General features: G+C 56.9%; 24 protein-coding genes. 18 read left to right on the forward strand and 6 right to left on the reverse strand.

Annotated features, from left to right (window positions below):
• Window positions 1–8: 8 nt before the first annotated feature.
• The 17 genes from P0119_15200 (at window position 9) to P0119_15280 (ending at window position 19,697) form a co-directional block, all read left to right on the forward strand.
• The gene (locus P0119_15200; protein MDF0667403.1) at window positions 9–1,115 is read left to right on the forward strand and encodes a homogentisate 1,2-dioxygenase; all 1,107 of its coding nucleotides are present in this window, start codon (window positions 9–11) and stop codon (window positions 1,113–1,115) included.
• Entirely contained in the window at window positions 1,112–2,104 is a 993-nt protein-coding gene (locus tag P0119_15205) for a fumarylacetoacetate hydrolase family protein (GenBank protein MDF0667404.1), read from the forward strand. Before P0119_15200 ends, P0119_15205 begins: the two co-directional genes overlap by 4 nt.
• Window positions 2,105–2,106: 2 nt before the next feature.
• Window positions 2,107–2,859, forward strand: a complete 753-nt coding sequence (locus P0119_15210; protein ID MDF0667405.1) for a hypothetical protein — start codon at window positions 2,107–2,109, stop codon at window positions 2,857–2,859.
• Between the two features lie 21 nt (window positions 2,860–2,880).
• On the forward strand, window positions 2,881–3,879 hold the full coding sequence (locus tag P0119_15215; protein ID MDF0667406.1) for a thiamine pyrophosphate-dependent dehydrogenase E1 component subunit alpha: 999 nt from the start codon (window positions 2,881–2,883) through the stop codon (window positions 3,877–3,879).
• 31 nt (window positions 3,880–3,910) lie between these two features.
• Window positions 3,911–4,906, forward strand: a complete 996-nt coding sequence (locus P0119_15220) for an alpha-ketoacid dehydrogenase subunit beta (GenBank protein ID MDF0667407.1) — start codon at window positions 3,911–3,913, stop codon at window positions 4,904–4,906.
• Window positions 4,907–5,006: 100 nt separating this feature from the next.
• Window positions 5,007–6,149: a dihydrolipoamide acetyltransferase family protein gene (locus P0119_15225; protein ID MDF0667408.1), complete on the forward strand. Its 1,143-nt coding sequence runs from the start codon at window positions 5,007–5,009 to the stop codon at window positions 6,147–6,149.
• Window positions 6,150–6,254: 105 nt separating this feature from the next.
• Window positions 6,255–7,151, forward strand: a complete 897-nt coding sequence (locus P0119_15230; GenBank protein ID MDF0667409.1) for a 3-hydroxyacyl-CoA dehydrogenase NAD-binding domain-containing protein — start codon at window positions 6,255–6,257, stop codon at window positions 7,149–7,151.
• 40 nt (window positions 7,152–7,191) lie between these two features.
• Entirely contained in the window at window positions 7,192–8,787 is a 1,596-nt protein-coding gene (locus P0119_15235) for a methylmalonyl-CoA mutase family protein (GenBank protein MDF0667410.1), read from the forward strand.
• 85 nt (window positions 8,788–8,872) lie between these two features.
• The gene (locus P0119_15240) at window positions 8,873–9,646 is read left to right on the forward strand and encodes an MBL fold metallo-hydrolase (GenBank protein MDF0667411.1); all 774 of its coding nucleotides are present in this window, start codon (window positions 8,873–8,875) and stop codon (window positions 9,644–9,646) included.
• Window positions 9,643–10,050 (forward strand): cobalamin B12-binding domain-containing protein, encoded by a 408-nt coding sequence (locus tag P0119_15245; GenBank protein MDF0667412.1) that lies wholly within the window; start codon window positions 9,643–9,645, stop codon window positions 10,048–10,050. Before P0119_15240 ends, P0119_15245 begins: the two co-directional genes overlap by 4 nt.
• A 6-nt stretch (window positions 10,051–10,056) precedes the next feature.
• Window positions 10,057–11,661, forward strand: coding sequence for a carboxyl transferase domain-containing protein (locus tag P0119_15250; protein MDF0667413.1), 1,605 nt, complete (start codon window positions 10,057–10,059; stop codon window positions 11,659–11,661).
• 7 nt (window positions 11,662–11,668) lie between these two features.
• Entirely contained in the window at window positions 11,669–12,469 is an 801-nt protein-coding gene (locus P0119_15255) for an enoyl-CoA hydratase-related protein (protein MDF0667414.1), read from the forward strand.
• A gap of 23 nt (window positions 12,470–12,492) precedes the next feature.
• Window positions 12,493–13,440 (forward strand): hydroxymethylglutaryl-CoA lyase, encoded by a 948-nt coding sequence (locus tag P0119_15260; protein ID MDF0667415.1) that lies wholly within the window; start codon window positions 12,493–12,495, stop codon window positions 13,438–13,440.
• Window positions 13,437–14,222 (forward strand): methylmalonyl Co-A mutase-associated GTPase MeaB, encoded by a 786-nt coding sequence (gene meaB, locus P0119_15265; GenBank protein ID MDF0667416.1) that lies wholly within the window; start codon window positions 13,437–13,439, stop codon window positions 14,220–14,222. The genes P0119_15260 and meaB overlap by 4 nt, the downstream gene beginning before the upstream one ends.
• Window positions 14,223–14,371: 149 nt before the next feature.
• Window positions 14,372–15,814 carry an MmgE/PrpD family protein gene (locus P0119_15270; GenBank protein ID MDF0667417.1) on the forward strand — a complete coding sequence of 481 codons (1,443 nt, stop codon included), beginning with the start codon at window positions 14,372–14,374 and terminating at the stop codon, window positions 15,812–15,814.
• Window positions 15,815–15,843: 29 nt separating this feature from the next.
• Complete coding sequence (prpB, locus tag P0119_15275) at window positions 15,844–17,907, forward strand: methylisocitrate lyase (GenBank protein MDF0667418.1); 2,064 nt, start codon at window positions 15,844–15,846, stop codon at window positions 17,905–17,907.
• Between the two features lie 65 nt (window positions 17,908–17,972).
• Window positions 17,973–19,697 carry a class I adenylate-forming enzyme family protein gene (locus P0119_15280; protein MDF0667419.1) on the forward strand — a complete coding sequence of 575 codons (1,725 nt, stop codon included), beginning with the start codon at window positions 17,973–17,975 and terminating at the stop codon, window positions 19,695–19,697.
• A gap of 314 nt (window positions 19,698–20,011) precedes the next feature.
• Here P0119_15280 and P0119_15285 read toward each other — a convergent pair whose 3' ends face one another.
• The 5 genes from P0119_15285 to P0119_15305 form a co-directional block, all read right to left on the reverse strand.
• Window positions 20,012–20,239, reverse strand: coding sequence for a hypothetical protein (locus tag P0119_15285; protein MDF0667420.1), 228 nt, complete (start codon window positions 20,237–20,239; stop codon window positions 20,012–20,014).
• A gap of 61 nt (window positions 20,240–20,300) precedes the next feature.
• Window positions 20,301–20,672, reverse strand: coding sequence for a hypothetical protein (locus P0119_15290; protein MDF0667421.1), 372 nt, complete (start codon window positions 20,670–20,672; stop codon window positions 20,301–20,303).
• A 466-nt stretch (window positions 20,673–21,138) separates the two neighbouring features.
• Window positions 21,139–21,273, reverse strand: coding sequence for a hypothetical protein (locus tag P0119_15295; GenBank protein MDF0667422.1), 135 nt, complete (start codon window positions 21,271–21,273; stop codon window positions 21,139–21,141).
• A gap of 169 nt (window positions 21,274–21,442) precedes the next feature.
• On the reverse strand, window positions 21,443–22,129 hold the full coding sequence (locus P0119_15300) for a response regulator transcription factor (GenBank protein MDF0667423.1): 687 nt from the start codon (window positions 22,127–22,129) through the stop codon (window positions 21,443–21,445).
• Complete coding sequence (locus P0119_15305; protein MDF0667424.1) at window positions 22,126–22,257, reverse strand: hypothetical protein; 132 nt, start codon at window positions 22,255–22,257, stop codon at window positions 22,126–22,128. Before P0119_15305 ends, P0119_15300 begins: the two co-directional genes overlap by 4 nt.
• A 330-nt stretch (window positions 22,258–22,587) precedes the next feature.
• Here P0119_15305 and P0119_15310 point away from each other — a divergent pair, with 330 nt between their 5' ends.
• Entirely contained in the window at window positions 22,588–23,082 is a 495-nt protein-coding gene (locus P0119_15310) for a thermonuclease family protein (protein MDF0667425.1), read from the forward strand.
• Window positions 23,083–23,681: 599 nt separating this feature from the next.
• On the opposite strand, the gene P0119_15315 is transcribed toward P0119_15310, so the two are convergent.
• Window positions 23,682–24,026, reverse strand: a complete 345-nt coding sequence (locus P0119_15315; protein ID MDF0667426.1) for a hypothetical protein — start codon at window positions 24,024–24,026, stop codon at window positions 23,682–23,684.
• Window positions 24,027–24,031 lie beyond the last annotated feature (5 nt).

The following is a 24,031-nucleotide window of genomic DNA, read 5'->3' on the forward strand; positions in this document are numbered from 1 at the left end:
AGCCGGCCATGTATCTCACACGGAGAGGAAAGGTTCCCAATCAAGCCCATGTCGGCATTCCCGAAGGGCTTCATGAAGAGGAACATGGGCGAAACGGGTTTTTAGGGTCAGCTTCTCACCTCTATCGGAAGCATCCTCCAACGGCGTGGATCGCTATCGACGGAAAGCTGAAGCCGCGGGCCTTTGCTTGTTCGCAGCTTTCCGAGTCTCCATTATCCATCACCACTCAATCAGTGCCGATGATGCAAAGCCAGGATGCCGCTCTCCACCTTTCCTGGCGACGGGAGACGATGCCCTATTTTGTGCGCAATGCGGATGGGGATGAAGCTCATTTCGTGCATAAGGGCATAGGAAAATTTGAGAGCGACTATGGGGTTCTGACCTACGAGCCGGGCGATTACGTCCTGATCCCCAAAGGGACCACCTATCGGACTCATGTCGATGCAGGGCCTTCCGTCTTTTTCATCATTGAAACACCTGCTCCTTTCATGGTTCCGGATCGAGGCGCTCTCGGACAACATGCGCTTTTCGATAAGGGTGTGCTTGTTGCTCCCGACTTAGAAACGGCGGAGCCGGTAGAAACAGCCGGTCAAGCATGGGAGGTTCGCATCAAGCGCCAAGGCGAGTGGACGAAGGTCGCCTATTCCTTCTATCCGATGGATGTGGTCGGGTGGAAAGGGGACCTCTGGGTCGCAAAGCTCAACGTGAGGGATATCAGGCCGGTGGTCAGTCCCCGCTATCATCTGCCGCCGAGCGTCCATCAGACGTTCCAGGCCGGCGGATGTCTCATTTCTACTTTTGTTCCGAGGCCTTTGGAAAGTGATCCAGAGGCCTTGCGCGTCCCCTTCTACCATCGAAATACCGACTACGATGAAGTGCTCTTCTACCATGATGGTGAATTCTTCAGCCGCGCGGGGATTCAGGCAGGGATGCTCACGTTGCATCCTCAGGGTATTCACCATGGGCCGCAGCCACAGGCCGTCCAAGCCGGCAGAACGAAAACATACACGAGCGAAGTGGCGGTGATGGTGGAGTCCAAAGCTCCCTTCACGGTTCGACCGGAGATGGAAGCGGTGGAGCTGAAGGACTACGCACTGAGTTGGAGTCGTCGATGAAACTCGCCAGCTTCCGAGTCAGAACCTCTATCGGCACCTTTACGAGAGTAGGAGCGATACACCATCAACAGGTCGTGGACTTGAACATGGCCTATGCCCGTTGGTTGGCAGATCAACAGGAAGCGCAACCATGTCGCCTGGCCGATGCGCAGGTTCCATCGACGATGTTGGAGTTTCTCGAAGGAGGAGCTTCGACAATGGCGGCAGCATGCCGGGCAAAAGATTACGTAACCGCACTTCCCGCTTCGGTCAAGGGCCCGGGAGAGGGAATGATCGTGTATTCAGCCACCGATGTTCAACTCTCCGCTCCCCTTCCGAATCCGCCTTCGCTCCGCGATTTTATCGCGTTTGAGGACCATATTGCCGCGACATCGAAGAAGCGGGGACAGCCGATCCCACCGGAGTGGTACAAAATGCCGGTCTACTACAAGGGAAACCATCGCACGATCATCGGGCCGGACGAGACTCTAGCGTGGCCGCTCGACACGACGAAGTTGGATTACGAGCTGGAACTCGCCTGTGTAGTCGGGCGCAAGGGCAGAGACATCCCTGAACGGCAGGCGGAATACTACATCGCCGGTTACACGATCATGAACGATTTCAGCGCGCGCGACATTCAATTCCAAGAAATGGCCTGTCGGCTGGGGCCGGCCAAAGGCAAGGACTTCGCAACCGCGTTGGGTCCCTGTCTCGTGACTCCCGATGAGATTGCCGACCTCGGTGCCTTGACGATGATTGCCAGGGTGAACGGAGAAGAGTGGTCGCGGGGACGATTCGGGACCATCCACTGGTCCTTTCCCCAGATGATCGCGCATGTGTCGCGAGACGAAACCATCTATCCAGGCGATATCTTCGGTTCGGGAACGGTCGGAGGAGGATGTGGCTTGGAAATGGATCGCTACCTGAAGCCGGGTGACGTGGTGGAGCTGGAAATCCAGCCGATCGGCGTTCTCAGAACCCGTGTGGTGAGTCAAGCAGAAAGGGGGTGAAAATGCCGGTCGGCACGGCTGAGCAGGCACTCGCAGAGATGGCGGAACGGCATCGAACGCTCTATGCCGAGCCGATGATCGATGCAAAGCTGACAGGCCTTATTCGTGCCGGTTCTCACACCATTCTGACAAAGAAGGACATTCTGGAGATTCTCCGTACATCTCGATCCGTCTACTTCGATACCCATGTGGAGGTTGTGTCAGGTCACCACACGGGTACATACCTCCGGTTCGAATCGATCGCGCGTTTTCCGGAATTGATCAAGCGGTTGGTCGTCGATATGGCGGCCTGGATAAATCTGACGTTTCAACACCATCCAATCACCGGTCTCGTGGCGACCAGCTCGACAGCGGAATTGCTTGCACGAGGAATTGCAGATGTTTTTGATGACACGATGGAACCGCGTGTGGCACTGACACCGTACAGCTGCCAGACAGGACGAATCGGGACGGACATTGCGGTCGGTGCGATCAAAGCCGGCGAGCGTTTTGTGGCTCTCAACGATGTCACCACGCGCGGCAATTGTGTCAGCAAACTCGGCAAGGTCATCACGGACAATGGAGGTCTGTTGGCAGGGTTGATGGTCTTTGCCCGCCGCGACAGCGGCCAGTTCCCGCTGATGAACGAATTAATCGCACGGCATCCGTTCTACTACACGACGGATCTCGACATGCCGCAGTGGGAGCCGGCGCACTGTCCTCTATGCCGGGCACACAAACCTTTGCTGTCATGGAAAGATATGCCGGTTTTATAAGTCAGCGATTCGGAGGTTGTCATGGATGTTGCCGCCATCGCCAAAGAGATCAAGCGAGATGATATGCTCCAGATGTACCACTACCTCAGGCTCACCCGAGCGCTTGAGGACAGGGTCACAGCACTCTACAGACAGGGACGTATCGTTGGAGGAGTCTATACCAGTCATGGAATGGAAGCGATCGCCGTCGGGTATGCTTCCGCCTTGGAAAGAGATGATGTCATCGCTCCCTACCATCGGGACATGGGGGCCTTCCTCATTCGAGGCTTCACGACCGGCGAGATTCTCGCCCAGTATCTTGGGAAGAGGACCGGGCCGACCAAAGGGAAAGACGGGAATGTGCATATGGGAGATCTCAGGCGAGGAGTCTTCGGGTTTGTCAGTCATTTGGCGGACAACCTGCCGGTGGCAGCCGGTGCAGCTCTGGCATTCAAGATGAGAGGCGAATCTCGCGTAGTCTTTACGGGAACCGGTGATGGAGGATCCAGCAGGGGCGATTTTCACGAGGCGATGAATTTTGCGGCGGTGCGGAAACTCCCCGTCGTCTTTTTCTGTACCAACAACCAATATGCGTACTCGACGCCGCTTCGTCTGCAGATGGCGATTCCGAACGTCGTGGATCGATCCAAGGCCTATGGCATGCCCGGTGAGATTGTGGACGGTAACGACGTGGCGGCGGTCTATCTGGCGGCAAAACGGGCGATTGCAATCGCCCGCGAGGGGAAAGGGCCGACCTTTCTCGAGTTCAAGACGATGCGGATGCACGGCCATTCCGAACATGATCCGGCCAAATACGTGCCGCGTGAACTGTTGGAGGACTGGAAGCAGAAAGACCCGATCCTGAAAGCCGAGAGGCTGCTCAAAGAACTCGGCTATGGCGAGGAATCGTATTTCCAAAGAGTAGCCGAGCAAGTAAAGAGCGAAGTCGAGGCCGGTGTGGAATTTGCGGAACAGAGTCCTCTGCCGGAAGGACCGGAAATGTTGGAAGGCGTGTTCGCGGACGGAGCTGACAGCTATTAGTTGTTGGCTTTCGGTCCAGAAGGAGCCTCATATGGTGACCACGGCTCGAGCTACCGAGGAAGTCAGTTACTTGGAAGCGATTTCACAGGCCTTGGATGAGGAAATGGCCAGAGATGAGCGGGTGTTTTTGATGGGGGAAGATATCGGCACATACGGGGGTGCCTTCAAGATCACCGAAGGGTTTCTCCAAAAATACGGTGAGTGGCGCGTGTTGGATACTCCGCTTGCCGAGTCCGGTTTTGTCGGCGCGGCCATTGGTGCGGCCATGATGGGTCTGCGTCCGGTGGTGGAGATGCAGTTTGCGGACTTCATTTCCTGCGCTTTCGACCAGATCACCGAAGTCGCGGCCAAGAATCATTATCGATGGGGAGCAGCGGTGCCTATGGTTATCCGCGCACCGTTCGGCGGAGGCGTGCATGGTGGGCCGTTCCATTCTGAATGTCCGGAAGGCTGGTTCTTCCATTCACCAGGCCTCAAGCTGGTCGCCCCATCCACACCATACGACGCCAAAGGCCTCCTCAAGGCGGCGATTCGCGACCCCAACCCGGTGATCTACTTCGAACACAAATTTCTCTACCGCCGCATCAAGTCTGCCTTGCCCAACGAAGACTTTGTTGTGCCGATCGGAAAGGCCGATGTAAAACGGGTCGGGAACGATATCTCGATCATCACGTACGGAGCAATGGTGCACCTGGCGCTCGATGCCGCTCAGGCATTGACGGAGGAGGGGATTGACCTGGAAGTGGTCGACTTGCGCACATTGATCCCGCTCGACAAGGAAACGATCTATTCGTCCGTACGCAAGACCAGCAAAGTCATTCTTCTGCATGAGGACAACAAGACCGGTGGTATCGGAGCCGAAATCGCAGCACTGTTGGCTGAAGACTGTTTCGATTGCTTGGATGGGCCGATTGTGCGCATCGCGCCGCCGGACACGCCGGTGCCCTTCAGCCCGCCGTTGGAGGAGTTTTTCCTCCCGAAGACGAGCGACATCGTCTCAGCAGCGCGGAAGCTGGCGGCGTACTAAAAAGAACTGAGGACTGAGTTATGAGGCATGAGAACCAAAGCTCCTCGCATGTGCTGGATGCCCATCTCAGTCCTGAGCGCTCATCACTCAACACATGAGCATGGCTACCGAGATCATCATGCCGCAGCTTGGAGAGAGCATCGCCGAGGGAACGGTCGTGAAGTGGCTCGTTCCAATCGGAGGGACGATTCAGAAGGACGAGTCCCTCTTGGAAGTTGAAACTGAAAAGGTGACATTGGAAATTCCCTCGCCCGCCACAGGCTTGTTGAATGAGGTCGTCGTGCATGAGGGTGAGACGGTTCCTGTCGGAACCTTGCTGGCCAGAATCGAGAATGCTCCGCCCTCGGAAGTGATCAATCGGGTCGGCGGGGTGGTCGTCCGTCCCATGGGACCGACTCCAGGGGGCGAACAACATCATTCCCCGGCGGTCCGGCAGCTGGCGAAGGAGCGCGGCATCGATCTTTCACAGGTGAAGGGGACCGGGGTCGGTGGTCGGGTAACCAAGAAGGATGTGCTCGACTGTATCGCTCAGACCAGTTCTCAGGTCAAAGTTGCCGTTGCGGGCGACGAAGTTTCCGTGGGCGAAGAACTTCTCCCCTTCACGCAGATGCGCAAGACCATCGCCGATCGGATGGTCAAGAGCAAACAGACGTCAGCCCATGTCGCCACCTTTTTCGAGGCGGATTTTTCGCGCATCGTCAAATTCAGGGAAGGTCGAGACCTCACCTATCTTCCGTTTGTGATCCGTTCCGCGACAAGGGCCATTCGCGAGGTCCCAGTCGTGAATTCGTCATGGAGTGAGCAAGGCATCGTGGTGAAGAAGGACATTCACGTGGGGATCGCCACGGCGCTCGATGACGGGCTCTTGGTGCCGGTTGTTCGGTATGCCGATCGAAAAGGACTGACGCAGCTGGCGAAAGAAATCAGTGATCTCGCCGAACGGGCCAGGTCCAAAAAACTGAATCCTGAGGAGGTTCAGGGCGGGACGTTCACGATCACGAGCCATGGGGGGTTCGGCAGCCTGTTCAGCACCCCGATCATCCATCAGCCGCAAATCGCGATTTTGGGCATCGGCGCCATTCAGAAACGTGCCGTCGTCATTGACGATGCGATTGCCATTCGACCGACGGGCTACCTCAGCCTGTCCTTTGACCATCGGGTCATCGACGGTGCAACGGCGGATCAATTCATGGCAAGAGTGAAACACTATCTCGAACAGAGTCATTGGGAGCAGATCTTGTGAACCGGACATCACGTGCAGGGATCGTCAGCGCCCTGTTGAGGTCGATGGGGGGTAATGGCCGGTTCAACCGGTCGGGGTAACGAGCGAAGGTGGTGGTTTCTTACTATGAAACTCGACGACATCACGATGATCGGCATTGTAGGAGCCGGCCAGATGGGTCGCGGCATCAGCCAGGTCTGTGCCACCGCCGGCTACGAAGTCTTGCTCGTGGATGTCGCCGAGCCCCCGTTAGCAGAGGCCATTTCCAAGATGCGTGTCGGATTGGAACGTGCAGTTGCACGAGGCAGCCTCACAGACCGTCGAGTAGGGGAGGTGCTGGCACTCATTCACCCATCGGTGAAGCTCGACCGCTTGCGGGACGTTCAGTTGGTCATCGAGGCGATTCCGGAAGATCTCACACTGAAGCGAGACCTCTTCGCCCAATTGAATCGAGTCTGCGTACCGCAGACAGTGTTCGCGACCAATACCTCATCCATTGCGATCACGAAGTTAGGAGCCGCCTCCGGCCGGCCGGACCGTGTTGTGGGTTTGCATTTTATGAATCCCGCACCGGTGATGAGACTCGTGGAAGTTGTTCGGGGACTGGGAACAACCGAACCAACGACGCAACTTGTGCTCGACTTGGCCAAGCGCTTAGGGAAAACACCGGTCTTGGCCAAAGATGTACCGGGATCCATCGTGAACCGCATCCTGATTCCCATGATCAATGAGGCAATTTTTGCGCTGGAGGAAGGCGTTGCATCTGTCGAGGATATTGATCTGGCGATGACGCTGGGGGCCAATCATCCCGTGGGGCCGCTAGCGCTGGCGGACCGCATCGGGTTGGATACAGTGTTGGCCATCTGCGATGTCTTGTTTCATGATCTGGGCGATCAAAAATTTCGACCTTGCCCGTTGCTTCGCCGGTATGTTGAAGCAGGATGGCTTGGGAGGAAGAGCGGCCGCGGGTTCTACGTCTATGAAGAGAGGAACGAACAGCAGGCAGCCATAAGCAGGTCATGATCTTGATCCCTGGTTCCTCGCCACGAACCGGAGTAGAGCGATGCAAGAGCGTAAATCGAGATTCACCTCCCTCTCAGGATGCGACATCAACCGTCTGTATACCTATCACGATCTGAAGGACTGGTCGCCCGAGGAGGAACTTGGAGCACCGGGCGAGTTTCCGTACACGCGAGGTGTGTATCCGACCATGTATCGCGGTCGGCTCTGGACAATGCGGCAATTTGCTGGCTTCGGATCGGCGGAGGACACGAATCGTCGCTTCAAATATCTCCTCCAGCATGGGCAAACCGGCCTGAGCGTGGCGTTCGACATGCCGACGTTGATGGGAATCGACGCAGATGATCCTCGCGCTCACGGCGAGATCGGTCATTGCGGCGTCACGATCTCGTCGCTCGACGATATGGAGAGACTGTTCGACGGCATTCCGCTTGATCAAGTCACTACGTCGATGACGATCAACGGCCCGGCCGCCGTGATCTTTGCGATGTACCTCGCGGTCGCGGAGAAGCGCGGCATCGGTCTCGAGCGGCTGGACGGCACATTGCAGAACGATATTCTGAAAGAATACATCGCTCAGAAAGAGTGGCTCTTTCCGCCGGACCCTTCACTCCGCCTGATCACCGACACCATGGCATACTGCGCCGACCATGTGCCCAAGTGGCATCCGGTCAGTATCAGCGGGTATCACATCCGGGAAGCCGGCTCGACTGCGGTGCAAGAACTGGCCTTTACCCTCTACGACGGCCTAACTTATGTGGACGCGGCGGTCAAAGCCGGTCTTCCGGTAGACCGGTTTGCTCCCCAGCTCTCGTTCTTTTTCAACGCCCACAACGACTTTTTTGAGGAAGTCGCCAAGTACCGTGCCGCCCGCCGACTGTGGGCTCGAGAAATGACGCGTCGGTATCGGCCCAGCGATCCCCGGTCGGCGCAGCTCCGGTGCCACGCGCAGACGGCCGGCTGTTCACTCACAGCGCAACAGCCCATGAACAACGTGGTCCGGACGACGATTCAGGCCCTCGCGGCCGTCATGGGCGGTACACAGTCCCTCCATACCAATTCGATGGACGAAACGCTCGCGCTGCCGACCGAAGACTCGGTGAAACTCGCGCTGCGCACCCAGCAAATCATCGCGCAGGAGAGCGAGGTCACCAATACTGTCGATCCTCTCGGCGGCTCCTATTATGTCGAGACTCTTACTAATCGACTCGAAGAGGCGGCGCTGGATTACTTTCGTCGGTTGGACGAGATGGGCGGCATGGTCAGGGCCATCGAGCGGGGCTTCCCTCAGCGTGAAATTCTCGATGCCGCGCAACGGTACCTACGTGAGGTGGAACGGAAGGAGCGAATCATCGTGGGGGTCAACGAGTACATGGAACCGGACGCACGCCAGATCTCGATCCTCAAGATCGGACAGGAAGTCGAGAATGAACAGGTGGCGCGTCTTTCGGATCTGCGGAAGTCTCGCGACTCGTTCAGAATGGTCGGCGCCGTCGAGGCACTGCAGGAAGCGGCCACGTGTGGGGAGAATGTGATGCCGTATCTCATCGAGGCGGTGAAGGCCAAGGCGACGTTAGGTGAAATTTGCCTGGCTTTGAAAGAAGTGTTGGGCATGTATCGTGATCCGGTGGTGTTGTAGAAGGACCTCGGCTGAAGCTATGAAACTCGGAGCGTTTGACATATATCCCGTGAGCGATGGTCGGTTTCGACTGGATGGAGGAGCGATGTTTGGTGTCGTGCCGAAAGTCTTGTGGGAGAAATGTTGTCCCACCGATGAGTCGAATCGAATCTCACTCAGCCTAACAGCTCTCCTAATCAGAGCGAACGGCAAGAACATTCTGGTTGATACGGGGCTGGGGCCTAAGGAAGACGAGAAGTTTCACCGTCTGTTCGCCGTCGAGCGAACGCCGACGATCCTTGAATCCTTGAAGAGACTAGGCCTAGGACCGGAGGACATCCATCTGGTGATCAACACGCATCTGCATTTCGACCATGCCGGCGGGAACACGGTGCAAGAGAACGGATCCGTTGTGCCCACCTTTCCCAACGCCAAATACTTCATTCAACTTGGTGAGTTTGAAGATGCGGCTCGCGCCAATGAACGGACCAAGGCCAGCTACCGCCGCGATAACTTTACACCGATCGCTCACGTGAACCAGTGGGAATTCTTGCACGGGGATACTGAATTACTGCCCGGTATCACCGCCATGGTGACCGCCGGCCATACGCGCTGTCATCAGAGCGTCAAGATCGAATCGGAAGGGCGGATTGCATTTTTTCTGGGAGACCTGATTCCGACCGTATCGCATCTGCCGCTTCCCTACATCATGGGCTACGATCTCTTCCCCATCCAGACACTGGAGACGAAACGGTGGGTATTGGATCGGGCGTTTGAAGAGCAATGGCTGCTGCTCTTCGAGCATGATCCACTGGTTCAGGCTGGGCATGTCAGGAAGGATCAGGAAGGCAAGTATTTTCTTCGGGAGGTGGCGATATGACAGTAGCGAGCCAGCCTCTTCGGATTTTGATAGGCAAAGTTGGCCTCGACGGCCATGACCGGGGTGTAAAGCTCATCGCGCGAGCATTACGAGACGCTGGAATGGAGGTCATCTATACCGGGTTGCATCAGACGCCGGAGCAGATCGTTAATAGCGCGATCCAAGAGGATGTGGATGCGATCGGGTTGAGCATTCTTTCAGGAGCGCACAGGACGCTGTTCCGTCGCGTCCTCGAACTGCTCAAAGAACAGGATGCTGAGGACATCGCCTTGTTCGGCGGCGGCATCATCCCCGATGAGGATGTGCCCACGCTCACGGCGGCCGGCGTGAGGGCTCTGTTTAGGCCGGGAGCACCCATGGAGGAGATCGTGACGTTTGTGAAAGGGCTCAAACCACAGGGCTGAGGAACCATGCGTACGTTGACAACTTCAGTCGTTGCCACCTCCGGCGAATTCGCGTCGAATCGTGCGCACTATGAAGGGCTGGTGGCTGACCTTCAAAAGCACCTCGCGCTCGCTCGAGCCGGGGGATCTCCGGAGGCTATCGCGCTTCATCAACAACGAGGCAAACTGACCGCTCGTGAGCGGATTGCGAAGTTGCTCGATCCGGATGCGCCTTGGCTCGAACTCAGTCCCTTGGCGGCATCCGGGATGTACGACGACCAGGTCGCAGCTGCCGGTCTGATTACAGGAATCGGTTACGTGTCGGGACGGCCCTGTGTCATCGCCGCCAACGATGCGACGGTCAAGGGCGGGACCTACTTCCCCATGACGATCAAGAAACATCTCAGGGCTCAAGAGATCGCCTTGGACAATCGGCTGCCCGCGATTTACCTGGTGGATTCCGGCGGTGTGTTCCTGCCGATGCAAGCCGATGTCTTCGCCGACAAGGAGCACTTCGGACGGCTCTTTTATAACCAGGCGCGCATGTCCGCTCTCGGAATTCCTCAAATTGCCGTCGTCATGGGGATGTGCACGGCAGGCGGTGCCTATGTGCCGGCCATGTGTGATGAAAACGTGATCGTCAAAGGGACCGGCACCATTTATCTGGCAGGACCCCCGCTGGTCAAAGCGGCAACCGGCGAGGAGGTCACCGCCGAAGACCTTGGCGGGGCAGATCTCCATACCAGGTTTTCTGGTGTGAGCGATCACCTCGCAGACGATGACCAAGAGGCGCTCGCGATCTGCCGGTCGATCGTCGAGACCTTGCCTCGACGGCCGGTCCTTCGCAGACCAGCTCCGATCGAAGAGCCGCATTACTCGGCTTCTGAATTGTACGGATTGATTCCGAACAATCCACGTCAGACTTTCGACGCCGGTGAAGTCATTGCCCGCTTGGTGGACGGCAGCTGCTTTCATGAGTTTAAGGCCCGTTACGGCAGGACGCTTCTCTGTGGCTTTGCCCGTTGGATGGGACATCAAGTCGGCATCGTCGCGAATAACGGCGTGTTGTTCTCCGAAGCTGCACTGAAAGGCACGCACTTTGTGCAACTCTGCGCCCAGCGACGACTACCGCTCGTATTTCTGCAAAACATTACCGGATTCATGGTTGGGAAGGAGTATGAGGCGCGCGGAATCATTAAGGACGGCGCCAAGCTGGTGCAAGCGGTGGCGACCGCCGAGGTTCCGAAGTTCACCATTATTATCGGCGCCTCTCATGGCGCTGGTAACTATGCCATGTGCGGGCGCGCCTACGATCCGCGCTTTCTCTTTCTCTGGCCCAATGCCCGGACTTCAGTGATGGGGGCGCAACAGGCGGCCCAGGTACTCTTGACGGTGAAACAGCAGCAGCGAGCCCACGACAACGGGTCCCTGTCGGAAGACGAGCGGCGAAAGATCACGGATTCTATACGAGCCCAGTATGATCGGGAGTGCAGTCCCTATTTCAGCACCGCTCGTCTCTGGGATGATGGGATCATCGATCCAGTGGATACAAGGAAAATTCTCGGTCTGTGTCTGGACGTTGCGATGACGACGCCGGTCCGCCCGTCGCACTTCCCCGTTTTTCGCATGTGAGGCCCGGATGAATCATCCTACGTCGATCCTCGTTGATTTGTACGAAGGCGGTGCAAGGGTGACCTTGAATCGACCCGATCGACGAAACGCGTTCGATGCCCGCATGGTGGCCGAGATCTGCGAGACCTTCGAAACATTGGGACAAGACCATTCGGTGCATGCAATCGTCCTAACCGGTAGTGGTCCGACGTTTTGTGCAGGTGCAGACCTCGCCTGGATGGGGACGGACCGAATCGTGTCCGCACCAGAAGCGCAGCAGGACGCCGATCGATTGCTCACCATGTTCCGGACCGTCGATGATTGCCCCTGTCCGGTGATCGGATGCATTCAGGGAGCTGCCTATGGCGGAGGAATCGGGTTACTTGCGGCGTGCGACATCACTGTGGCTGCTGCGACTGCGACCTTCGCGTTCAGCGAGGTTCGTCTGGGATTGGTCCCGGCCGTCATCGCCCCTTTCGTTCTTGCGAAGACCGGGGACTCGTTCGTGCGACGATTCTGTTTGACCGGCGAGTCGTTTTCCGCACGGACCGCTCAAGCAGCTGGGCTGATTCATGATGTGGTTGAGTCGGCTGCGCTTGACGCCCATGTCGCATCATTGGTTGAACAGATCGCCCGTCTCGCTCCGCAGGCCGTACGGGACACGAAAGCGCTGTTTCACCGGCTTCACCATCTGTCCCATGAGGAGCGCTGGAAGACTTGTGTCGAAGGGAACGTTCGGGCTCGCCGCTCATCTGAAGCGCGGGAAGGGCTTCGCGCCTTTCGTGAACGGCGACCACCGGACTGGGTTGCATCAACAGGTGGAGAGTAAAAGGTGTTGCTGTGGAATGGCGCATGATGGCCGACAGCAACGGACCAAAACAGAGTTCGTCTGTGATCCGGATCGTCGAGGTTGGTCCTCGAGACGGGTTGCAGAATGAATCAGAGGTCGTTCCCACGGCAATCAAGGTGGCGTTTGTAGATGCTCTGTCCAAGAGCGGTGTGACGGAGATCGAAGCGGGATCGTTTGTGTCGTCTCGTGCCATTCCGCAACTGGCGGATTCCGATGAGGTGTTCCGAAGGATTGAGCGGCGGCCCGGCGTCATCTACTCAGCGCTGGTGCCGAACGAACGAGGATTGGAACGGGCCAGGGCAGCGGGCATGAACAAGATCGCCGTCTTTACGGCGGCCTCCGACACGTTCACCCGGCAGAACATCAACTGTACAATTGACGAGTCGATCGAGCGGTTCAGGCCGGTGGTGTACGGCGCGAAACGTGACGGCATGGTCGTCCGGGGGTACATCTCTACCGTGACCCATTGCCCCTTCGAGGGTGCCGTCCAGCCGTTGCAAGTTCTGGACGTGGTGCGGCAGTTGCTTGATCTTGGAGTCGACGAAGCCTCCCTCGGGGACACCGTTGGAAAAGCAGCTCCTCGCGACATCCGGAGGCTGCTGGATGAAATAGTGCCCCGCATTGACCGAAGTCGTCTGTCCCTTCACTTTCATGATACCTGCGGCATGGCTGTGGCCAATGTCCTGACCGCATGGACCGAGTACGGCATTGAGGCGTTCGACACGGCTGCCGGAGGACTGGGAGGCTGTCCGTACGCTCCAGGAGCGTCGGGGAACGTTTCAACGGAAGACGTGGTCTATGCGCTAAGGGCATCCGGCGCTTCGCTTGCTGTGGATGAGCGGAAGGTCATTGCGGCGGCAAGCGAAATCGGTAAGGTTCTGAACCGCCGACTCTCGTCGCGCCTATCGCAGGTACAGACAGAACGAACTACGTATGAGGGTGCGGCATGAGCCCTGCTGGACCGCACCTGTTCATGCGCGACATCGAAGGCATGGCGACCTTAGCCGAACAGGTCAGACGCGGTAATATCCGTGCCGTTTCACGGCTGATCACCCTATTGGAGAACCATCGGGACAACAGACAAGCGCTACATCTCCTCAACGGCACCTCGCGCGGGGCGACGGTCATTGGAGTTACGGGATATCCAGGAGCTGGGAAGAGCACAGTGGTCAACCGCTTAGTGAGCTGCTATCGACGGCAAGGTTTAAAGGTGGGAGTTTTGGCGGTCGATATCAGTAGCCCTATCACAGGCGGTGCCCTGTTGGGTGACCGCATCAGAATGCAGGAACACGCGCTGGATCATGGGGTGTACATCAGAAGCATGGCCACTCGCGGACATCATGGAGGGCTTGCCCAAGCGACTGCCGATGCAGCGCTGGTATTGGAAACAGCTGGATTTGAGGTGATTCTGATTGAGACTGTCGGGGTTGGCCAGAATGAAATCGACATCGTCGATCTCGCGCCCATCGTTGTGGCCGTGGTAGCGCCGGGCCTGGGCGACGAGGTTCAAGCGATGAAGGCTGGATTATTGGAAGTTGCACACATCGTCGTCGTCAACAAAGGAGACCTTCCCGGTGCGGATAACACGTTACGAGATCTGCGGGAATGGTGCCCCAATGTGTTACGCACGGTCGCGACGACAGGCGAGGGGATTTCGGAGCTTGCTGCCGCAATCCTGGTGCATCGACCATCCAGCGATATGAGCTCCGTCGGTGAAGTCCGAAATCGCTGACCAGGCTCATGTGACGTGTTGCGTGGGGGATGTATGCAGCATCAGTCTTGGAGAAGCGGCAGCCGAAATTGACTGAAACAGAAGCATGAGCTCGTGGAGAGTCGACCGTGAGGGGTAACGAGATGGCATAGTTCGTAAAGAGGCAGTCAATGCTCGCGGATCGCTTCGCTCGATATGGCAGGTCTTTGCGCTACCGTGATTTGCCGGACGCTGTTGTGCACGAAGTCAAACGGCGCCTGCTCGACAGCCTTGGCTGCGCGCTTGGGGCGTGGAACGCACCGCCATGTCGGATCGCCCGCCTGATTGCCCAGGTCGCCAAGGTGCCTCAGGGGGCCACCCTGTGGGGCACAAGTCACAAGACCCTACCCGATCTTGCGGCCTTCGCCAACGGCGGGCTGGTCCGGTATCTGGATTTCAACGATACCTATCTTTCGAAAGAGCCGGGGCACCCTTCCGATAATATTCCAGCCATTCTTTCGGTCGGCGAGGCAATGCATGCGTCTGGTACACGTACCATCGAAGCCGTCGTGCTCGCCTATGAAATCCATTGCCGTCTCTGTGACGCTTCGGCGCTACGTCCCCGCGGCTGGGACCATGTGACGTACGGCCCATTTTCTTCTGCCCTCGGTGCCGCCAAGCTCATGAAACTTTCCAACAAACAGACGGTCCAGGCAATCAATCTGGCCGGCATTGCAAATGTGGCTCTTCGGCAGACGCGGGTCGGGGATCTGTCCATGTGGAAGGCCTGCGCCTTCTCGAATGCCGCCCGAAACGGTGTGTTCGCCGCCATGCTGGCGCAGGCTGGTATGACAGGACCGTCGCCTATCTTCGAAGGAGAAAAGGGCTTCATGAAGCTGGTTTCAGGACCACTGGAGCTGGCGTCATTCACTGCAGAACGGGGACATTCCCAGATGGGGGTGGAGTCTAGCGGAAAGGGGTCTGTCTCCGCGAGCCAGTATCCTCAGTTCAAGATTCTCGATACCTATATCAAACATTACCCAGTCGAATATCACGCGCAGACTGCGGTCGAAGCAGCGTTGGCACTTCGCGATGAAGTGACGGAAGCAGAAGGAGTTCGTGCGATCGATCATGTAAAAGATGTTGAGATCGGTAGTTATGACGTGGCCATCGAAATTATCGGGCGTGATCCTGAAAAATGGCAGCCGGCCACGAGGGAGACGGCTGACCACAGCTTCCCCTATTGCGTGGCAGCGGCATTGCTCCACGGTCCTGTGACGTTGCAGTCATTCGATCCGAAACGATTGCGCGATCCGGCTGTGCGGAATTTGATGAAGCAGGTCCGTGTTGTGCAGCAGCCGGAATTCGTGGGACGGTATCCGAGGACCATGCCGACCAGAATCACGGTCAAGACAGAAGCAGGGAAAACCTACATGAGTCAAGTCGATGTACCGGTAGGACATCCAAGCAATCCGATGTCGGATCGGGATCTGGAAGCAAAGTTTCGCCGGTTGGCCGTCGGACGGTTGAATCGCTCTCGCATCGACCGGCTAATCGAATTCGTGTGGAACCTTGATCGGGTCAGAGACATCAGTACGCTCATGCCGATGCTGAACGTGAAAGGCGGAGGTTGAGTGTAAGGTTTAGGAGAATCCCGACGACGATGGTGGAGCGAAAGCGGTCGCCGAAGACATCTCGCCTGCGCGAATTGTTGGCTACACGTACCCTCGCCATTCCCGGAGCGTTTAATGCGTTGGTCGCGATGCAAATCGAACGAGCCGGCTACGAGATCGCGTATGTCTCAGGCGCTGCCATATCTGCTTGCCGTGGAATGCCGGACATCGGCCTGTTGACGCTGAGTGATATGGCGTCGGAGGCGGGAAGGATCGCCCGCTCGGTCTCGATTCCGACCATTGTCGATGCGGACACAGGATATGGCGGTACGCTATCCATCGCGGAGGCGGTGTGGGCTTTCGAGGAGAGTGAGCTCGCCGGCATGCAGATCGAAGATCAAGAAACGGCCAAGAAGTGCGGCCATCTTTCTGGGAAAAGTTTGGTGCCTGTAGAAGAAATGACAGCCAAAATCAAGGCGGCAGTCCATGCCAAACGAGATCCAGATTTCATGATTATTGCGCGCACTGATGCCCGCAGCGTGGAGGGACTTGAGGCGGCAGTTCAACGTGCCGCGGCTTACGCGGAAGCTGGGGCGGATGCGTTATTTCCCGAGGCTCTGGAATCGGCCGTAGAATTCCGAACGTTTGTTCGCGAATTGACGGAGAGAGGAATCACTGTTCCACTGATCGCCAATATGACGGAGTTCGGGAAAACGCCGCTATTGAGCGTTGCAGAATTTGAGAGGCTAGGGTATCGCGGCGTGCTCTTTCCTGTTACGGGGTTACGAACGGCTTTGCAAGCGGTCGAGAGGCTATTGGCCGAGCTGAAGCTGTTTGGGTCTCAGAAGGACTGGCTCCATCGCATGATGACAAGACGAGAACTGTACAGTCTGCTCCGGTATACCGATGCCGGTGAGCATCGGGAAGGGGGACGTATGAGCATCGCAATGAAGGGGTCTCTCGTGGATGAGGTGAAAGGTCGTCCTGCTTATAGCCCCGGTCTTGAAGGCGTGATCGCCGGGGAATCGGCTCTCTGCCTTGTCGACGAAGGGGAAGCCGGTCTCCTCTATCGCGGTTACCCGATCCGTGATTTAGCGGAGGATGGCACATTTGAGGAAGTCGCCTATTTGCTGCTGTTCGGTCATCTGCCGAATCGGCTGGAGTTAGCAGACTTCTCAGCGCAACTCATCCATCACGCTGTCCTTCCTCATTTCCTCGAAGTGTTCCTTGGTGCAGTGCCTTCCGGCTCACATCCGATGGATATGGTCCGAACGGGCGTTTCCCTGCTGGGCATGGTCGATCCGGACGCAGCCGACAACTCGCACGAGGCGAACGTTCGGAAATCGGTCCGGCTGTTGGCACAGATCCCACTGATGATTGCGACCTCCTATCGGTTCGTGAGCGGCAAACCTCTGGTGCGACCGCAAGGGGATCTGACCTTTGCGGAGAATCTCTTGTACCTCCTCACTGACCGGCGGGGAAGCGATGAAGCGAAAGCCATGGCTCACGTTCTCGACGTCTCCCTCACACTGTACGCCGAACATGAATTCAATGCGTCCACGTTTGCCGCCCGGGTGACTGCGTCGACAATGACGGATCTGCATTCGGCCGTTACTTCGGCGATCGGAACGCTCAAGGGACCGCTCCATGGCGGGGCCAACGAGGCGGTGGCCGAGATGTTTCTCGGTATCGGCAGCCGTGAACAGGCGGAAGCATGGGTACGGGAGGCGCTCCGACAGAAACAGCGGATCATGGGTTTCGGTCACCGCGTGCTCAAGAAGGGAGACAGCCGTTCAGCCATCATTCAACGGCACGCTGAATCGTTGAGCTGGATCTGCGGAGACCGCCGATGGTACGAGATTGCGACCGCCGTCGATCAGGTCATGGAACAGGAAAAAGGTCTCCGTCCCAACCTGGATTTCTACACCGCGGTCGCCTATCTTTTGATGGAGATCCCCCGCACGCTGTATACGCCGGTGTTCATCTGTTCCCGCATCACCGGATGGTGCGCCCATGTCATTGAACAACAGGATCGCAATCGGTTGATGAGGCCCCGGGCTCTCTATACGGGGCCGCCGAAGAGGGAATATGTCCCCCTTGATCGTCGTACCTGAGCGCATCACGCATGCACGGTTGATGAGGCTGGGTGCCCTCTACACGGGATCATCGAGGAGAGGATATGTCTCCATTAATTAGCGTACCTGAGCACATCACGCGGGCGCGGAAGGGCGAAGGCCTGTGTCCTCTGCTCCCATGGAACTCGTTCGCGGACTTCTTCAAATCCCGCGTCTACGATTGCGCCCTGGTCAATCGGCCATGCTTGACCTATTGCGACGATGACAGGTCTGTTCGCTATACGTACAGCTACGCGGAATTCGGAACGGTAGTCCAACTGGCCGCGGCGTTCCTGCATGACCATGTGGGGGTACGACGGGGGGATCGGATGGCGACGATCCTCTTTAATCACGACGTCACTGTGGTGCTGTACTTTGCTGCGTGGGTCCTGGGGATCACGATTGTTCCGATCAACGTCGAAGAATCCATGGAAAAGAAACGTTACATCCTGCAACATTCCGAGGCATCGGCCGTCTGTTGCTGGCACTCCTATCTTGATGAGGTGAAAGACCTTCAGCGAGAGCTTCCGTCTTTGCGCCATGTGATTGCGGTGAATGACGAAGGCTTCGTGGAAGGACCGAAGCCTAGGACGGGTGCTATGGTGGGAGTCTCCTCCCACCTAGACACAGCATCCCACACTCCCAGACTCGATGACGAAGCACTCATCGTTTACACATCCGGGACGACCGGTCCGCCCAAAGGTGTGATCCTTACCGTGGAGAATTTGCTCCTTGATGCTGACGCGATCACCGACTGGCATCGGTTCGGAGAGGGCGACCGCTTGATGTGCGTGCTCCCGATTCACCACGTGAACGGGATGGTCGTCACGCTGATCACCCCGTTTTACTGTAAAGGCGGTGCCGTCCTGAATCGCAAGTTCAAAAGCGCCACGTTCTGGCGAAGATTGCACGAGGAGGGCGTGACTTGCGTGAGCGTCGTGCCGACGATCCTGGAATTTCTCCTTGATGCGAACGAAGATCTAACGGCATACAAGCTGGAGGGTTTCAGTGGACTCATCTGCGGCGCGGGCCCCTTGCTCAAAGACACCGCGACAAGGTTCGAAGCCCGATTCGGGTTTCCGATTCGCCATGGTTACGGCTTGTCCGAAACCACCTGCTATTCCTGTTTTCTGCCGAATGACCTCTCGTGTGATGAGCATCGCCATTGGATCGGAGATTACGAGTTCCCCTCCATCGGAGTTCCGCTGCGACACAATCGGATGGCGATCGTGGACAGCGATGGGCACCAGCTGCCGGAGATGGCAAGGGGAGAAATTTGCATCCGCGGCGGGACCGTATGTGCCGGGTACTTCAAGCGGGACGACGCTAATGAGGCGGCGTTCCAATGGGGGTGGTTCCGCTCCGGAGACGAGGGGTTTTATGTCCGCGATCAGCTCGGTCGGCCGTTTTTCTTCATTTCAGGTCGGCTCAAGGAATTGATTATTCGAGGCGGTGTCAATATTGCTCCGCTCGAAATCGACGCGGTGTTGAGGACTCATCCTCTCGTCCGTTTCGCGATGGCCGTTCCCTTCGAGCATCGCTACTATGGGGAAGAGATTGCCGCCTATGTGGTGGCGCGAGACGATGTTTCGCCACCCACAGAGGCCGAATTACTCGCGCACTGCCGTCGGCGGCTTCCCTTCTCGAAATGTCCCAAGGTCGTCCAATTTGGACAGGCGGTACCCTATACCTCGACCGGCAAACCCAAGCGCTTGGAATTGAAAACCTCCCTTGCTTCCGCATTGGCGGTCTATCGTGACTATCAATTCAAGGACGCAAAGGTGATATAGCACGGAGAGGCGAATCACCGGCGAATAGACGCAGCCGGTGGTGCTGATCAAAAGAGTGGGGGTTGCGGGCCCCATTGCAAGCCGGCGAGGTCAGGGTCTTCACCCTCTTGTGTCGGTCGATTGAGCTTGGCGGCCTTCCGCTGTGCACGGCGCTCTTCTTTGTCACGTTGTTTCTGCAGACGTGCTTTCTCGCGGTCCCGCTTTGCGGCTGTGGTTTTGCCTGTTCCTCCGATGATGTCCTCCTTTCGGGTGCGACGCGTCTATATAAGGCCTACTACGAGGCGGCACCACGCTTGTCGGTAACCACCGACGCCTTAGGGTCCCGGTTTGGGGCGTCCGGCCTTTGCATGAGACCGGGAGAGCGTATCTGAGCTGAGGCCTTGTTTTGCTGCTGAGATGATCTGGCGACGAATATCGTCTATCGACATTGTCGACGACGTCCGTTCCGGGTCTTGTAGTCCGAGCAGATCCCACCGGACCTTCGTCCTACGAATGGCCCGCTTTCGTCGGTGCGACGCTTTGGTTCCCCATGATGTCTTCATCGCATTTACACCTTCAAGGGTTGAACGTTACGAAATGGACGGGAAGATGTCCGCCTTACAATCATCGCGACTTGTCGAGAGACGGAGCCACTTTGTCCCCAGCAGTCACGAACCGATCTTCCGGAAAGACTGCCCGGAGCCGGTCGGTGACGGACCGACGGTACAGTTCCGGCTCGCGAGCGAGCAGAACCAACTTGTTGTTGTCGAGCAGAATATTGAGGTGATCCTCCGAGACGAGTAACCGCGTGCTATCCCCTACATTCACGCGATACAATGTTTTCCCGTCAGGATTACGCTCTGAGCCGGATACCATCTCCGTCAAGCCGTCAATGACACCTTCATAGGCCTCCGAGCGATGACGCACTCTCGTGCCGTCTGGGATGCGGACCCAACGCTCAACGGGTGTCGGTCGATTCATCTTGGCGGTACTCATGGACATTCACTCCGCGTGTGGTCGCTCATCTGTTTGTCTCCTTGACTCTATGTCACAGGGCTGCCGGATACGGTGCACATGCAGCCTGCACCAGCCTCCCTTGCCCGAAGTAGCGGTCGAGGGACACCGCTGAGTCGATCTCGGAGTCTCCGTCGGCTACACGGATGGCGGAGGCACAAAGGTCGCTGCTCGACGAACTCACCGCAGACTGATCAATACAATCGCGCACGAGAGAAACGGTGAGGGAAAAGCGCGAGGATCAGAATTCGTGTGGCTCAGTGTACCATATGGGAATGTGGATTGCGAACGAAGAAAGCCCCACTGCGGCAAGCTGGCGTTTCGGCTAACAACATCGTTCATAGGCAGCCGGAGCCGTGGGAGGACGGCTCCGGCTGGCATTCCCGTCCTTACGGTAGACACTCACCTCATCACGCCACTCAGCTGGACCTCTGCTATCGATCGATCATCAGAAGTGGAAACCGAAACCGCCGGACAGGACTGCAAAGACAACGATCCCGAGAAAAAACGCCGCATACACGTACGTCCATGTTGGCTCAGACTTGAGCTCGTCTTTTACATCCTTCATGTGTATATGCTGCATCGCGCTTCACCTCCTTGCTTCGAACGTTCGGTTTTCCGGATCAGGATGTCTGGACCGCCCTCTGTATTTAGTCAGATATTATGAAGTGAGCCGCTCCTTCGCCATCGCTCAGAGGATGGAATTTTCACCTACATCGTTAGAGTGAGAACATACGTGTGAGCAGGCAGGTTTAGTGAGTGCGAAGATAGGTAATGACGGCCTCGACACGTCCCTCGACGGAGAGCTTCTGATAGATGTGATGAAGATGCGTCTTTACTGTATCGACCGACAGGCACAACTGGTCAGCAATTTCCTTGTTGCTCCGACCGGCAGACGCGCAAGCCAAGATCTCTTGTTCACGGTCAGTCAGACTGGAAAGCAGAATGTTATTGTCCTCATAAGTGTGCCGCACCGCGCCGGGAACGGTGCGGGCGAGGTGTTCGAGCATGGTTGGTGACAAGACGTGTTCTCCACGAGCGGTTGTTCTGATTATACGAAGGAAGGCCGTACAATCGGTGTCTTTCAGGATGTAGCCGAAGGCCCCAGCCTGCATGGCTGCGACAATCCTGTTATCCTCATCGTACCGGGCCAGCAGCAGCACTCGCGTGTTGGGAAGGTGCTTGCGAACGAGTTTCGTGACCGATTCCACATCGAGATCAGGCATATCCACGTCTAACAGGACGATGTCGGGTTTGTGTTCTAGCGCCTGGCGATGGGCCTCGCGCCCATCCGTTGCTTCCACCACTGCGGCGATATCTCGCTCCCGTTCCAAGAGTACCCGCAGGCTTTGTCTGAACAGGCGTTGGGCTTCGACAATGAGCAGTCGGATGGACTTGGGTTGTATTTTGTGATCGGTACGATGGGCTGCGCTTCTCATGTTCGTGATCCCACCGGGATCGCTTGATAGGTTCCGTTGGCGGCGCAAAACAACAGGAGTTCCCTAAAGTGAATCGCACAGATCTCGACGCCTAGGATGATATCGACGGTGTTATAGCGGTACGACATACCTGCCTCCCTACTACATCGGGCAATCGCATGTGTGGCCGCAAGTCACAGCGAAAGAAGTTCGCCGGGCTCGCGAGCCCGATGACATCCTTCCAAGACAACTCAGTGAGATAATTGTTCAGAGACACAAGAGAGCAGGGGCCACAGTTGCCATGCACAGTCGGTCGGTGCGGTATTCTCACGACGAACATGACCACCACCCCCTGGAAAATGAGGCGGTATCGACAATTCAATCTACGCCTCACAGATATGACGATCAAGGGGGCACTCGTGGTGTCCAAGAATCAGGAAATAGTTGGCCGGAACATGCTGAGGCGCTAGCATAGGCCCATGTTCCGAACAGTCCTGCTTGTGTCAACAATAGCGTCTACATGGTTGATGGCCTGGCCGACGGTGGCGGCAACCGACGTTGTCGCACGGGTTCTCATCGTTCACGAGGGAGATCATCTGACAATCCACCATCAAGGCCGAAGGGACATGATTTATCTTCGGGATGTGGATTGTCCTGAGTTGAAACAACCCTATGGGAAACAGGCGAAGCATGCGACGGCTGCCTACATCGCTAACCGGGAAGTGATCGTGCGAGACTTGAAGCGCGATCGACAGGGCCGGATGATCGCCGACATTCTCCTGCCGGATGGGCGACAGATCGCCCATGAATTGATCAAAGAGGGGCTTGCCTGGGTGCAGCCGGGAGGGGCCGACGATCAGGCTCTGAAAAATATGGAAGAACTGGCTAGAGCCGGGGGGATGGGTCTGTGGGCTGAGCCCAATCCTGTCCCTCCCTGGAAGTGGAGATCCACCAAGCCTGCTCGCCACAACTAAATAAAGGGCTCTGCTGCTCATGCAATTTAGTTAAGTAGACGAACAATATTGAAAGATTCTAAGAATCGTTTCCTTGGATGGAGGGATTGGCGTGAGAATTCACATCCACATCTTCTGTGGATAACCCTGTGAACAAGTCTCTTGATCAGAGAAGGACGGTGCGAATGTCGCGCGTATTCATCGCCTCGCCTATTTTTTAGGCATCCGCCTCATAGAATCAGACCCACAAGTAATTGTGGTTACAGAATGTCTTCCTCCCTTTCTTGCATATTCCTAGGACGAGTACGTAACACGACCAATTAGCCCCTACTGGTGCCCTTGTCATTCCCTCCATTCGGATCGTTATCCACAGGGCCAAAACTTTTCTGTGGATGACCGTTCCTGCTCCAGGAGCGTGGTTTCGTATCTGTCAAGGGGTTCGAACAAGAAAAAACAGCTCCATCGAATGGCGAAAGAGAGTTAGTACCGGTTTCCCAATGTCAGAGCCAAATGGTCGGCTCCCGCCCTGCTGGTTGGTGTAGCCCTGAATCAACACGCCATAGTCCTCATGCTGCTTCAGCATGATGGCCTATGTAACGAGTGGGCCTTCCCTTCGTCGGTCAGGCCCTTCCGGTCGACTTCGAAATAAATATCGGCATGGATAATGTCCTGGGTAGAGACAACCGGAGTTGTGACCTGGGTGGGGTGGATGGTTGAAGTTTCGACTTGGCTTGTGACAGCGGTGTTTTGAGCAGATTCGGGACATTGGCGTTCTCTATCCTGCTCATGACAGGAGTAACCTCACCTTGGTCGCCGGGCTGACTATAAAGCCATGCTGCGGCGAGTAATCCTCCGAGGAAGAGGACGACTCCGGCTAGAACCATGACCTCTTTCGCATCTCTCTCCGGCACCTTGATCGTGGGGGCGATATTCCCTGACGACAACTGTGATGCACCCTGTGGCATGGCGA

This window comes from Nitrospira sp., from assembly GCA_029194665.1.
In the GTDB taxonomy this organism is placed as follows: domain Bacteria; phylum Nitrospirota; class Nitrospiria; order Nitrospirales; family Nitrospiraceae; genus Nitrospira_D.

Excerpts from the sequence above, each read along its gene's own strand:
- P0119_15260 (MDF0667415.1), top strand. The coding sequence starts at position 12,493 with ATGATGGCCGACAGCAACGGACCAAAACAGAGTTCGTCTGTGATCCGG.
- prpB (MDF0667418.1), top strand. The coding sequence starts at position 15,844 with ATGGTGGAGCGAAAGCGGTCGCCGAAGACATCTCGCCTGCGCGAATTG.
- P0119_15220 (MDF0667407.1), top strand. The coding sequence starts at position 3,911 with ATGGTGACCACGGCTCGAGCTACCGAGGAAGTCAGTTACTTGGAAGCG.
- P0119_15210 (MDF0667405.1), top strand. The coding sequence starts at position 2,107 with ATGCCGGTCGGCACGGCTGAGCAGGCACTCGCAGAGATGGCGGAACGG.
- P0119_15250 (MDF0667413.1), top strand. The coding sequence starts at position 10,057 with ATGCGTACGTTGACAACTTCAGTCGTTGCCACCTCCGGCGAATTCGCG.
- P0119_15305 (MDF0667424.1), bottom strand. The coding sequence starts at position 22,257 with ATGTCGTACCGCTATAACACCGTCGATATCATCCTAGGCGTCGAGATC.
- P0119_15255 (MDF0667414.1), top strand. The coding sequence starts at position 11,669 with ATGAATCATCCTACGTCGATCCTCGTTGATTTGTACGAAGGCGGTGCA.
- P0119_15230 (MDF0667409.1), top strand. The coding sequence starts at position 6,255 with ATGAAACTCGACGACATCACGATGATCGGCATTGTAGGAGCCGGCCAG.
- P0119_15235 (MDF0667410.1), top strand. The coding sequence starts at position 7,192 with ATGCAAGAGCGTAAATCGAGATTCACCTCCCTCTCAGGATGCGACATC.
- P0119_15215 (MDF0667406.1), top strand. The coding sequence starts at position 2,881 with ATGGATGTTGCCGCCATCGCCAAAGAGATCAAGCGAGATGATATGCTC.
- P0119_15200 (MDF0667403.1), top strand. The coding sequence starts at position 9 with ATGTATCTCACACGGAGAGGAAAGGTTCCCAATCAAGCCCATGTCGGC.
- P0119_15205 (MDF0667404.1), top strand. The coding sequence starts at position 1,112 with ATGAAACTCGCCAGCTTCCGAGTCAGAACCTCTATCGGCACCTTTACG.
- P0119_15240 (MDF0667411.1), top strand. The coding sequence starts at position 8,873 with ATGTTTGGTGTCGTGCCGAAAGTCTTGTGGGAGAAATGTTGTCCCACC.
- P0119_15290 (MDF0667421.1), bottom strand. The coding sequence starts at position 20,672 with ATGAGTACCGCCAAGATGAATCGACCGACACCCGTTGAGCGTTGGGTC.
- P0119_15245 (MDF0667412.1), top strand. The coding sequence starts at position 9,643 with ATGACAGTAGCGAGCCAGCCTCTTCGGATTTTGATAGGCAAAGTTGGC.
- P0119_15300 (MDF0667423.1), bottom strand. The coding sequence starts at position 22,129 with ATGAGAAGCGCAGCCCATCGTACCGATCACAAAATACAACCCAAGTCC.
- P0119_15270 (MDF0667417.1), top strand. The coding sequence starts at position 14,372 with ATGCTCGCGGATCGCTTCGCTCGATATGGCAGGTCTTTGCGCTACCGT.
- P0119_15315 (MDF0667426.1), bottom strand. The coding sequence starts at position 24,026 with ATGCCACAGGGTGCATCACAGTTGTCGTCAGGGAATATCGCCCCCACG.
- P0119_15285 (MDF0667420.1), bottom strand. The coding sequence starts at position 20,239 with ATGAAGACATCATGGGGAACCAAAGCGTCGCACCGACGAAAGCGGGCC.
- P0119_15310 (MDF0667425.1), top strand. The coding sequence starts at position 22,588 with ATGTTCCGAACAGTCCTGCTTGTGTCAACAATAGCGTCTACATGGTTG.
- P0119_15280 (MDF0667419.1), top strand. The coding sequence starts at position 17,973 with ATGTCTCCATTAATTAGCGTACCTGAGCACATCACGCGGGCGCGGAAG.
- meaB (MDF0667416.1), top strand. The coding sequence starts at position 13,437 with ATGAGCCCTGCTGGACCGCACCTGTTCATGCGCGACATCGAAGGCATG.
- P0119_15225 (MDF0667408.1), top strand. The coding sequence starts at position 5,007 with ATGGCTACCGAGATCATCATGCCGCAGCTTGGAGAGAGCATCGCCGAG.
- P0119_15295 (MDF0667422.1), bottom strand. The coding sequence starts at position 21,273 with ATGCAGCATATACACATGAAGGATGTAAAAGACGAGCTCAAGTCTGAG.